Genomic DNA, 12,232 nt, shown 5'->3' with positions numbered 1-12,232 from the left:
TTCGTCGCTATGCGAACTTTTGTCCGCTGTACAGACCTTAGCGCGATTGGCGCGGTCATGAAAGATGTCTTGGCGCACCGTCTCGACCTGGACCCCGCCAACGGCTAGAACCGGGAAAAGCGACAGGGAGCGCCCATGAACGACATCGGCACAAGCGCAACGGATACCGGCGGCGGAAAGGATACTCCGCACTTCGAATCAGACCCGCCGACAGAGCTGGTGATCAGCGATCGCGACTATGTGAATTCGTTGGCACGGGGGCTGGAAGTCATTTGCGCCTTCACCCGCGCGCGACCGAAGATGACCCTGAGCGAGGTTGCGAAATCGACTGGAATGACGCGGGCGACCGTACGCCGGTTCCTGCTGACCCTGGTTCGCGAGGGATATGCCGACAAACATGACAAGCTGTTCGCTTTGCGGCCGAAGGTTTTGCAACTCGGCTATTCGGTGCTTTCGTCGATGGGTGTGGTGGAAGTCTTTCAACCCGTCATGAACGGCCTTTCAAAAACGGTCCAGGAATCGGTCTTCGCGGCGGTTCTGACGGGGGAGGACGTCACCTATATTGCGCGAGCGAGTTCCGACCGGCTTGTCGATGTGAGCATCACCGTCGGCAGCCGCGCACCCGCGCACGCCGTCTCGACCGGCCGGGTTCTGCTGGCGGAAAAACCCGAAGAGGAGCTGCTCGAATATCTTGATGAAGTGACGCTGGAAAAGCTTACCGAACACACGATAACCTCGAAGGTGAAACTGCGCGAGGCGATCGTCGAGGCACGGCAGATGGGCTACAGCATCGTTGATCAGGAACTCGAAATAGGCCTGCGCTCAATTTCGGTACCCGTTCGGGACAAAGGCGGCGCGACGATCGCCGCGCTCAACGTATGCTGCCCGTCCTCGCGCCTGTCCGTCGAGGGAATGAAACAGGAAATCCTGCCGCATCTGCTAACTGCCGCGCGCCGCATTACCACCAGGCTCTGATTGTCTGCCTTTCGGCTATTCTGCGCCTAAGGCAACGGATCGCGATCCCAGAACTGGCATACCTCATCGTCGATTCCGGTAATTTCCCAGCGAAGCACTGAAAGCGGCAACCGCCCCCTCGCCATGAAATCGTCGTGGAAAGCCATGAGATCGAAATCCTCGCCTTGAAGCCGTTTCGCGTCGGCGACGAGCTGCTGCATCTGGATCATGCCAACTGTATATCCAAGCCCGTAGCCCGGCGGGCGCCGCAGATAAATCTCCGCGTCCACCCGCGCGACATTTTCATCAAGATACGGCACCCGTTCGCGCCAGTATCGAATGACTTGGTCGACATTCATCTCGTTGAGCTGGAGCCAGACATCGGCGGGCACGCGCGCCGCACGGAAGATGCCGAAAATGTCGATCAGTTCGCGGCTACGGGGCATGTCATCGAAATAGCCGGCGCGCTGCATGGCCTCCTCGAGATACACACCCCATCCTTCGACGCGGGCGCCATCGGTCAGGTGTCCGCGGATCGGGTGGGTATTGTTCCGTTCGACAACGCCGTCATAGCGATGCCCGGGAATGACCGCGTGTATGTGGTCGGGAGCCGGATCCCGATATTGGACCTCTTCCCAGAAGTTGCGCCCTTGTGGCCGGACGATCCACGGCACATTCGTGTCGAGTTCGTTGATATAGGGCGGGATCGAAATGAAATTCTCATTGACGATGAATTCGCGCACGCGTCGATCGGTTTCCTCGATGCGGCGCTGGTATTCGGCCGCATTCGCCGCGGGCTGCAGTTCGGGAAGGTTGCGATTGCGGTTACGCTCAATGGCATGCATGGACCAAAGCCGCTGAAGCTCCCTCTCGCCGAGCAGGATGATGTCGCGCGCCGAATACGGCATCAGCTTCACATGCTCGAGATACCAGTTGAAATTCTCCTCGCCGACGCCGGCATCGGCGGTAATGCGCGGCCTCTGCTCGGTCAGCCAGTCGCGAAAGTCGACGACCGCCACACGTGCGTTGATGATGTCTGCGCGCAGATCGGAATTGGCGTCGGCGCGCGCGAGCATGTCGTCGTACCAGCCAATCACGCCGGCCGGCGGAACCTCGCGAAAGGGGTGGCCATGGCCTACACCGTCGGCGTTTTCCAGATTATGAAGTGCGAGATCGGCATAATCAGCCGCCATATTGTCGAGGTTGCGTTTCGCCTGCTCGACCAGAACCGGAATCCCCTGCAACTGACGTCGCAGCAGCGCCCGATCGTCTCCGTTCACGGACAGGTCGGCGAATGTGACGCCCAACATCCGGTCGACATAGAAGCCGGGATCGCGCTCCCATGGTTTCGAGACGTTCAGCAGGAAGTTCTGTTCGTCGAGCGTGGCGCGAACGGCGAGATACTCGGCCTGCTGTTCGCGCGGCCAGGCGGCAACATCGAGTGTCTGTATCCGATCGAGCATCTCGGCAATCGTTCGGCGACGGCGTTCTACCGCCTGATCACTCCAGTCTTCGATTCCTTGCCACTCGGCACTGTCCGAAATCTCGCCGACGATCGCGATATCGTCACGCCAGTTGCGGAACTCGGTATAGAGCGCAACGAGATCGGCATAGCTGCCCTCGCCGGTCGGAATCGGACATCTGTCTTGCGCAAGGGCCGGGGTTGCGGCGGCCAGCGCCACGCCCGCGCAGAGAGCGAGCTTCGCTTTTTTGATCATCATATCCTCCAAGAAACCATGTTCGGTTCAGTAGCGCGATCAGAAGCTGAGTCTCGCTCCAAAGAAGAACTGCCGGCCGAGAACGTCGTATAGCTGGACGTTGGTGTTAGTGTCCCCGCCCGCGCGGAAGCCGATGACCGGCGGCTGATTATCGAACAGATTCGACACGCCGGCGAACAGCTGAAACTCTTCGATCACCTCGACGCTGCCAAAAATATCGACATAGGTTTCCGGTTCGATCGTACCGTTCTCGTTCGGAAAAGCGAGCGTCGAAAGATCGAAGTCCCCGATATGTTTCACCTCCGTACGCAGCTCGAGCGGGCCACTGGAATAGACCGCGCTGAAGAACGCTCGGAAATCCGGCGTCAGGCGAACGCTGTCGCTCGAGCAAGGGCCGCCATAGAAACCCGCGCACTCGACCGTTGCCAGACCTTCGAACGGAACGGTGCTATCTTCGAGCTGCCATGTCGCCACAAGGCGCAGGTCGAGATTGCTCCCGCCATCGAAAAGCGAAATCGCGTCCGGCAAGTCGATCCGCCATCCCGCGGTAAAATCGATGCCGCGCACTTTGCGACTGGCGACATTCAGCAGCGGGGCCGCCACTTGATCGATGTTGCCAGTCGGCAAACGAGTGATCGCCCGGCAGGCGAGGCTGGACTCGTCGAGTGTCTGGAAGCAAGTGTCCACGAGTTGCTGAGCGCTAACATTCGCGATCGCGTCGTCGACCGTGATATCGAAATAGTCGATGGTGAAGGACAGATTGTTTGCGAAGGGCGGCGTGAAGACGGCGCCGATCGTGTAGCTGTCGGCGCTCTCTTCGTTGAGATTCTGGTTGCCGCCCGACAACACGTTGAAACCTTGGCTCGCGCCCACGTCGAGCGTCGGCAGGATCGCGGCAGGCACGCCCTGGGCGAGGCACAGTTGCCGCTGGGCGGCGGTCGGATTGTTCGCCGCAACGCAGGGATCGACACCACCGGTGAAGCCCGCCTGCGGCGGCGCGAACAGCTCGTCCAGATTCGGCGCCCGGATCGCGCGGCTATAAGAGCTGCGCACGCGAATCCAATCGGTGATCTCCCAGTCGATGCCGAGCTTGTACGTAAACACCTCGTCGATCGTGGAGTAGTTCGAATATCGGAGCGCACCCTCGATGGCGAGGCTTTCGATCGCCGGCAGGCCCTCCAAGATGGGGATACGTACCTCACCGAACAGCTCGAAGAGATTGAACGAACCGTTATTGATTATCGGCGGGATCGCGGTGGCCGCAAGATCGCCGGAAAGCGCCGTCTCGTCGGGCACCGTCCGAAAGGTCTCGTCGCGATACTCCATGCCGAACGCGGCGGATACGGGCCCCGCCGGCAGTTCGAAAACATCGCCGGCAACCGACGCTCCGACAACACTGCGGGTAAACCGGTCATCGGTACGCGTGTTCACGCTTAAAAATTCTGCCATCTCCGGCGTCAGCGTCGCTGTCCCGAAAATATTCACGGGAACGCAACCGAGCAAATCGATCCGGCATTGCGGCTGGCCGTTCACCACCACGACGTCGAGGCCGAGCGTCGTGCGCGATTTGGACAGCAGGTTTTGCCGCACGATCGACACGTCCGAACGCTGATATTGTCCGAACAGATCCCATCGCCAGGGATTCTCGCCGATCAGGTCGAAGTCCCCGCGCAGTCCAAGAGTCCCGCCAAAGCTGTCCGCACCGATCGAGACGTTGCGCGGCCCGAATTCCTCGAACCGGCGCCCCACGCTGTTGATGGTAAAGATACCGTCGCCGTCCGCATCGAAGAAACCGCGATTGGCCGCGAAGAAGTCGCGCAGCGGCTGCGGATAGAGCGGGTTCGTATCAGCGTTGGGAATCAGGATCGTGCCGGATCTCTGGCCGAAGCTGGTCGGACTTACGGCTTCCGGTGCCTGCTGGAACGCGTTTTCCTTATTCGTGTAGAAGAACTGCGCGTAAGCCTCGATCCGATCGCCCAACTCATAATGGCCGATCGCTGCGAACTGGTAGCGCTCTAGGGGGCGGAGCAGGAAGTTCGGCGCAGCATAGTTGAACTGGTCCTCGGGCCGGCAGAACGGCAGGGGCTCGCCGTTCGGTCCGAAGCGTATGCCCTGTATCGGCCCGGGACAGGTGGCCTGTGCGCCGACCAGATCCACGCCCTGTATCTGGGGGAAGAACGCGCTGTTAAGGCCGATCAATCCGCCGGGAATGTTGCCGGACCCGAAGGGCTGCAACGTGCCGGTCGAATCCGCCAACAAGGGAATACGCGAAAACTGCCGGTTCCCGGCGAACACCGCGTTGCGGGTGGTGTAGGAACCATAGGCCGTGAGATTGCCGCGACCGTCGGGGGCGTTCACGCCGAGGAGCAGGTCCGCCTTGTGCGTCTCACCGTCGTCTCGCTCGGTCGTCCGGTATTGATAACGCGCCTCCACGCCTTCGAAATCGCGTCTGAGAACGAAGTTGACCGCGCCGGCAATGGCATCCGACCCGTAGACAGCCGACGCCCCACCGGTGATGATTTCCACCCGATCGATCAGCAGGTCTGGGATTGTCGCGAGATCGGTCAGGCCGGTGACATCGGCGGGAATGAAGCGCCGGCCATCGACGAGGACAAGCGTCCGCACGGCCCCGAGACTGCGCAAGTCAACGCTGAGCACACCGGTGCCGCCGCTCTGGTTGGTGTTGCTGGTCGTGTCTGGGGTAAGTTGAGGAAACTCGTTGAGAGTCGCCTCGAGGGTAACATCGCCCGATTGTGCGATGGCTTCCGCGTCAACCGTCGTGACCGGACTCGGCGCGATGAGGTCACGTCGGATAAGACGCGAGCCAGTAACGACGATCGGCTGACCGTTGCCGGCATCCGCATCCGCGGAGTCAGATACGCCCGTCGGATTGGACGGCTCGGTCTGGGGCAACTGCGTGCCGGTGTTCGTCTGCGAGAAAGCAGGGTTCGCCAAGGCAACCGCCGAAAGCGCGGTGCCCACCATCAGAATCCGAACTGACGTTCGCATCTTTTCGCCATTGGCGGATTTGAGATACTTGGTCTGCAACTTGCCCTCCCGTTAATTGCCGATCTAGCAGAACCCCCGGCTTCAACGTCAAAATAGCGCGATTAACCGTTGATTATTCCGAGTGCCTCGCCTGCTAGGCTGATTCCAATATCTTACATATTCACTACACGTATACCGGCTGTCAATCTATTTTGACCGCATTGCGCACATTACGTTCGCTATACGCACAAATATCTGTTTGACACTCGCTGGCGCCAAGGTGAAAACACACCATCGCACAGGAACCTCGCAAACCGATCGCCGCGGGCTGCAACCGAGAGCCAAAGGATGCCCTTTGGGCGTCGTTCTGGGCACAAACGGGCCAGCATGGTTGCACGGCGCAATTCCCGCCGGCCGCGCAACAGCACATTGCCCGGCGATGGAGCGAATGGTTCTCCGCTCTCGACGGCGTTAAGAGTATATGCGATCTTGGAACGGGGCGTGGCGCCGTTCTCGATCATGCGCGGAACGCCCTGCATCACCAGGCTGCGGTCGAACTGGTCGGCGTCGATATTGTCGCCGATATCCCGCCCGGCAGCGAGTTCATGCGGTTTCGGGGCGGGATCGATCTTGCGCATCTGCCGTTTCCCGACCGCAGCGTCGACATCATGGTCAGCCAGTTCGGTCTGGAATATGCCGGGCTCGCGGAAGCGGTGGGGGAAGTGGCGCGTGTTTGCAACACGTCGTTTCTGGCGCTCGTCCACGCGCGCGATGGCGAGGTGTGCCGACAGGCGAGAGAACAGGTCGCGCAGGTCGCCTGGCTGCTAGAGACGGTATCGCTCGCGGACAGCCTGACCGCCGCACTTTCACCCTATGCGCCCGACCGCCTTTGGGCGCTGCAAATGGAGATTGCCGGTCGAGCGCAAGGCTCCGGCAACAGCCTGGTACTCGACGGCACGGCGGCATTCATCGGCGCGCTGCGCGGGGCGGGTGGGGCGAATCCCGCGGAAGCCGACAATTTTGCCGCGCAGCTTGACGAACACGCGCAGCGCATGGGCGCCATGGTCGACGCCGCCCCCACGCCCGAACAGCTAAAAGAAGCCGCAAACCTTCTGCGCGACCGGAATTTCGACGTCCGCGTCGAGGCGTGCAAGTCGTCGGACCATCTTGTCGGTCGCTGGATCGAGGCGCGGCGCGCACCCGAATAGAACAGCAGTGTCCGGATTGGCCCCGATCGGAGAGGAGGTGATGCGTGGTTCGCGCCCTGACGAGCCCCAGAGCAGACTGCCATATCCGGTCATCGAAACAATGAACCGAAACCCGCGGAAATCAGCAGTGAGGAAATAGGCGCCAAACCATCGACGTAAAACATAAATGGAGTGTGGTGCCGCTTGCGTGACTCGAACACGCGACCTCCGCATTACGAATGCGATGCTCTACCAGCTGAGCTAAAGCGGCACTGACCCTCGACGGGCGGTGGCCCTTACCAAGAGCGGTCCGACGAAACAAGCCGGATATTTGCCGCATCGCCGCTTCGCCGCCGTGCAGCAGGGTTTACCGTTCGTAAACCATCACGGTGCATAAGGCTTCCGTAAACCATTTGCGCGAGGGCGAACACGCTATGGACAATCCCCGGCCTTTCGGCACCGACGAAAGCGGTGTCGCCGATATGGAAGGCGATGCCGCGATCGACGCGCCGCCCGAGATCGGTACCGACGAGCGGCGGATGCATGTCCGTGCCTATAATCACTGGGCCTCGTTACTGCGCGACCGCGCCTATCCCTCGATCGAGGATCTCGATCCGGCCAGCATCAGCGACTTCGGCCCCAACAGCGTGCTTCTCGACTTCACCGGCGGGGTCAACAATCCCTCGATCGCGTGGCTCGGCGGCGCTTTGCGCGCCGAATGCGACATCGAAGACGGGATCGAGACCATCGACGATGTCCCGCCCCGCTCGCTGCTCTCGCGCCTCACCGACCATTATATGCAGATCATCGCCAATCAGGCTCCCGTGGGCTTCGAGGCGGAGTTCGAAAACCATCGCGACGTCAACACGCTGTATCGCGGTATCCTCATGCCTTTCTCGTCCGACGACGATACGATCGACTTCATCTATGGCGTGATCAACTGGAAGGAAGTCGCTAGCGCCGCGGTCCAGGCCGAACTCCAACAGGCGGTCGACCGGTCGCTCGCCGCCAATTTACCCGCGTCGGAAGAAAGCGCGCCGGTCTGGGCCGATGGACCGAGTAACGGTTTCGCGACCGACCCGGACGTCGACGATGTGCCGGTACGGGATGACGGCGGCCTTGCCGCTTTCGAAGACAGCGTCGCCGAGCCCGAAAGCGTAGCCGATCATCTCGTCGCGGCACGCGAGAGCGCCGAGCAGGCCAAGTCCGCCGACCAGCGCAGCCGCGCCGTGCTCTATGAAGCGCTGGGCCGCGCCTACGACTTCGCCCTGAGCGCCGAAGCCGAACCGGACGACTATCAGGAAATCCTCGACGATGCCGGCATAACGGGCCAGGATCGCGCGCCGATGACGCCGATCGTGAAGCTCGTCTTCGGCGTCGATTACGACAAGACGCGGCTGACCGAATTCGCGGCCGCGCTCTCCCATGCCAAACGCGAACATATCGCCGCGGGCACCTTCGCCGACTATCTGAAGGCGCAGAAGGGCGGCCTCAAGGCGGTCGTCGCGGCCGAGCGCGCCGCACGCCGGCCCGCCGCAAAGCCAGACCGGCTCGAAGCGGCCCGCGAGGAATTGCGCAACGCGCCGGCCCAGGCCTATGTCGAGCTGGAAACCGACGCCGGCGACGGCGAGGAATTCGCCCTGCTCATGGCCCGCCGCCTGCCCGACGGCCGGCTCGCCGTGATCGGCGCGGTGCCGCACGACAAGGCGTTGACCGAACGCGCGATCCGCAAGACCGCAGGCTAGCGCGAGCTGGCGGGCACGGCGCCCCGAAGGCGCGAAAACAGCTGTTCATACAAGGGTTGAGTAGCCCCAATTTGGGGCGCATAGCTGCGCGCCATGAATCAGGTTCCGCACGACTCGCAAAGCGAGCAAACCGAAGCCCATATCGCAGCCATAGCCCGCGCCCTCGTCCATGGCGCGCTGCCCGGGGAAACCGACAATTTCAGCGATGCCGAAGCCATGGAGGCCGCTCGCTTCGTCGCCGCCGCGGCGGCCGAACGGCTGCCGGGCATGGCCGAAGTCCGGCTGGAATCGATCACCGACGACAAGGGACGGCGCTTCATCCGCATGGCGATCGTCAATGACGACATGCCCTTCATCGTGGATTCGATCACCGGCGCGGTCGGCGCCCACGGGCTGACCGTTCTGCGGTTGCTCCATCCGATCGTATCGGTGGCGCGCGACGAACAGCATCATATCGTCGAACTGGGCGCCGAGGACGGTGCGGCCAACCGCGAATCGTTCGTCTATCTCGAGATCGACCGCGCCGATGCGCGCACCCGTCTCGAGCTGCTGGCCGACGTTCATCAGGTCCTGCTCGACGTCCGTGCCGCCGTGCGGGACTGGCCGGCGCTGCAGGAACGGATGCGAGGCGATGCCGAAAGCATCGCCGACGAGGAGGGCAAGGCGCTGCTCGAATGGTTCGCCGACCATCATTTCACCCAGGTCGGCCATTATGTCGAAGACCGGCAGGGAAATCGCGAAACCGGGCTCGGCATCTTCCGCGCGCCCGGCCCCTCCTGCTGGAATCATCGCACGCGCGAGGCGGCGTTCAGCTATTTCGAAAATGGCGGCTCCGCTCCGCTGCTGTCCAAGGCCGACCGGATCGCGACCGTACACCGGCGCGTGCCGCTCGATCTGGCGATCGTGCCGATCCACGAAAACGGCGAACTGACGCGCCTGTCGGTCCATGCGGGCCTGTGGACCAGCGTCGCGCTCGCCGCGCCGGCCGACAAGGTCCCGGTCCTGCGCGGGCGGCTCGAAGCGCTGGAAAAGGATCTGGGATTCGATGCTAACAGCCATGCGGGCAAGGCGCTCGAACACGCGCTGTCCCGCCTACCGCACGACATATTGATCGCATTCGACGCGGAGTCGATGAAGCAGGCGGCACTGACCGCGATGTCGCTCGCCGACCGGCCGCGCCCGAAACTGCTGCTGATCAAGGGGCCGATGCAGCGACACCTGTTCGCCTTTGTCTGGATGCCGCGCGACGAGATGTCGACGACGCGGCGCACGACGATCGGCGCCCGGCTCGAAGAAGCGACGGGGTCTATGATCTCGAGTTGGTCGATCGAACTGGGCGACGGCGATCTCGCCTTTATCCGCTACACGCTCGATATCGGCGAAAACGCGCAGGAACCCGACGCCGAGGCGCTCGATGCCGAGATCGAGCAGATGGTCCGCGGATGGTCCCCGGCGGTCGAGGCCGAGCTTGGCGAACGTCTGCCCTCCGCCAGGGCGGCGCGCCTGACGCTCGCCTATGCCAACGCGTTTCCCAACGGCTATCGCAGCGAATATGGCGCCGAGGAGGCCGCCAAGGACATTCTGCGCCTGCGCGGACTGAACGACTATCAGCGCGGCGTCCGGCTCTATCGGCTCGAAGGCGATGCCGGATCGCAGCTGCGCCTCAAACTGTATCGGCTCGGCGCGTCGATACCGCTGTCCGACACGGTGCCGGTGCTCGAGAATTTCGGGTTCCGGGTGCTCGAGGAAATCCCGACCCCGCTCGATGGCGGGCGGCTCGGTTACATCCATGATTTCCTGCTCGAGATCGACGACATACCCGACCTGGACGGCCTGATCGCGCGTGCCGGGATCAAGGAAGGAGCGCTGTCGGCCGTGCTCGAGGGCCGGGCGGAGAATGACGAGTTCAACCAGCTGATCGTGTCGGTCGGGCTCAATCCACGCGACGTGACGCTGTTGCGCGCCTGGTTCCGCTATCTGCGCCAGACGGGATTGAGCTACGGCCTCGCAACGGTCGTCGAAACGCTGCGCGACGAACCGGATATCACGCGCGCGATCGTCCAGCTGTTCGATACGCTGCACAACCCGGATTTCGAAGGCGATCGGGACAGCGAGGTGAGTGCGCTCAACGGCCGGATCGACGGCGCGCTTACCAAGGTCGCGGCGATCGACGACGACACGATCCTGCGCGCGATCCGCGCGGTCGTGAATGCGTGCCTCCGGACCAACGCCTTTTCGTCCGCCGCCACCGAAGCGCTGGCGTTCAAGCTCGACAGTGCGGCCATTCCGGGCCTTCCCGCGCCCGTACCGTGGCGCGAAATCTGGGTGTACAGCCCCCGCGTCGAAGGCATCCACCTGCGCGGCGGGCCGATCGCCCGCGGCGGCCTGCGCTGGTCCGACCGGCGCGACGATTTCCGGACCGAGATACTGGGCCTGATGAAAGCGCAGCTCGTCAAGAATGCCGTGATCGTCCCGACCGGCGCGAAGGGCGGCTTTTTCCCCAAGGCGCTGCCCAACCCGGCAGAAGATCGCGACGCCTGGATCGCGGAAGGCACGGAAAGTTACCGCATCTTCATCCGGACTCTGCTGTCGGTCACCGATAATCTCGTCGAAAACGATGTCGTCCATCCCGACCGCGTCGTGATCCGCGACGGCGAGGATCCCTATTTCGTCGTCGCGGCGGACAAAGGGACGGCGAGCTTCTCCGACGTCGCCAACGCGATCGCGCTGGAGCGCAATTTCTGGCTCGGCGACGCGTTCGCGAGCGGCGGCGGCTACGGCTACGACCACAAGGCGATGGGCATCACCGCCAAGGGCGCGTGGATCTCGGTCCAGCGGCACTTCCTCGAACTGGGTGTCGACGTGCAGACCGATCCGATCCGGGTCGGCGGGTGCGGCGACATGTCCGGCGATGTGTTCGGCAACGGCATGCTGCTCTCCAAGGCGATCAAGCTCGTCGCGGCGTTCGACCACCGGCATATCTTCCTCGACCCCGACCCCGACCCGGCGGCGAGCTGGGAAGAGCGCAACCGGTTGTTCGAACTCCCGCGCTCGAGTTGGGAGGATTATGACGAAAAGCTGATCTCGAAAGGCGGCGGCGTTTTCTCGCGGGCGCAGAAAGAGATTCCCCTTTCGCCCGAGGTGCGAGAGATGCTCGGCGTGTCCGAAGAGGTGATGCGACCCTCGCAGATCATTTCGGCGATCCTCAGGGCCGAGATCGACCTGATCTGGTTCGGCGGCATCGGCACCTATATCAAGGCATCGAGCGAAGCGCATATCGAGGTCGGCGATCCGGCGAATGACAAGTTGCGGGTGAACGGCAAGGACGTTCGCGCCAAGGCGATCGGCGAGGGCGCCAATCTCGGCCTCACCCAAGCGGGTCGGATCGAGTTCGCCATGCATGGCGGACGGATCAACACCGATTTCATCGACAACAGCGCAGGCGTCGATTGCTCGGACAACGAGGTCAACATCAAGATCCCGCTCAATCGGGAAATGGCCGAGGGACGGCTCGAATTCGACGACCGCAACGCGCTGCTCGTCTCGATGACCGACGAGGTCGCGGACCTGGTTCTCGAGGACAACCGGTTGCAGACGCTCGCATTGTCGCTCGCCGAAAATGACGGGCACGACGCGCTGC

At 62.6% G+C, this 12,232-nt stretch carries 7 protein-coding genes and 1 tRNA gene; 4 read left to right on the top strand and 4 right to left on the bottom strand.

Features of this window, described 5'->3' with window-relative positions; translation table 11 throughout:
* Positions 1 to 135: 135 nt before the first annotated feature.
* A complete protein-coding gene (locus tag ACTS1X_RS12815) occupies positions 136 to 975 on the top strand; it encodes an IclR family transcriptional regulator domain-containing protein (RefSeq protein ID WP_442614792.1) in 840 nt (279 codons plus the stop codon).
* Positions 976 to 1,001: 26 nt separating this feature from the next.
* On the opposite strand, the gene ACTS1X_RS12810 is transcribed toward ACTS1X_RS12815, so the two are convergent.
* The 3 genes from ACTS1X_RS12810 to ACTS1X_RS12800 form a co-directional block, all read right to left on the bottom strand.
* Positions 1,002 to 2,675 (bottom strand): DUF885 family protein, encoded by a 1,674-nt coding sequence (locus ACTS1X_RS12810; RefSeq protein ID WP_442614813.1) that lies wholly within the window; start codon positions 2,673 to 2,675, stop codon positions 1,002 to 1,004.
* 36 nt (positions 2,676 to 2,711) lie between these two features.
* A complete protein-coding gene (locus tag ACTS1X_RS12805) occupies positions 2,712 to 5,720 on the bottom strand; it encodes a TonB-dependent receptor plug domain-containing protein (RefSeq protein WP_442614791.1) in 3,009 nt (1,002 codons plus the stop codon).
* Between the two features lie 179 nt (positions 5,721 to 5,899).
* Complete coding sequence (locus tag ACTS1X_RS12800; protein WP_442614790.1) at positions 5,900 to 6,298, bottom strand: hypothetical protein; 399 nt, start codon at positions 6,296 to 6,298, stop codon at positions 5,900 to 5,902.
* Here ACTS1X_RS12800 and ACTS1X_RS12795 point away from each other — a divergent pair.
* Positions 6,194 to 6,868: a hypothetical protein gene (locus ACTS1X_RS12795; protein ID WP_442614812.1), complete on the top strand. Its 675-nt coding sequence runs from the start codon at positions 6,194 to 6,196 to the stop codon at positions 6,866 to 6,868. The genes ACTS1X_RS12800 and ACTS1X_RS12795 overlap by 105 nt on opposite strands.
* A gap of 174 nt (positions 6,869 to 7,042) precedes the next feature.
* Here the strand turns inward: ACTS1X_RS12795 and ACTS1X_RS12790 are convergent.
* Positions 7,043 to 7,118, bottom strand: a tRNA-Thr gene (locus ACTS1X_RS12790).
* A gap of 163 nt (positions 7,119 to 7,281) precedes the next feature.
* On the opposite strand from ACTS1X_RS12790, the gene ACTS1X_RS12785 reads away from it, so the two are divergent.
* Together ACTS1X_RS12785 and ACTS1X_RS12780 are read left to right on the top strand one after the other, a co-directional pair.
* Complete coding sequence (locus ACTS1X_RS12785; RefSeq protein ID WP_442614789.1) at positions 7,282 to 8,592, top strand: PAS domain-containing protein; 1,311 nt, start codon at positions 7,282 to 7,284, stop codon at positions 8,590 to 8,592.
* A gap of 93 nt (positions 8,593 to 8,685) precedes the next feature.
* The coding region (locus tag ACTS1X_RS12780) for an NAD-glutamate dehydrogenase domain-containing protein (protein WP_442614788.1) at positions 8,686 to 12,232 on the top strand (3,547 nt) is incomplete at its 3' end.

This window comes from Parasphingopyxis sp. (assembly GCF_052168275.1).
Lineage (GTDB): Bacteria > Pseudomonadota > Alphaproteobacteria > Sphingomonadales > Sphingomonadaceae > Parasphingopyxis.
This window is presented reverse-complemented; position numbering and strand designations above follow the sequence as displayed.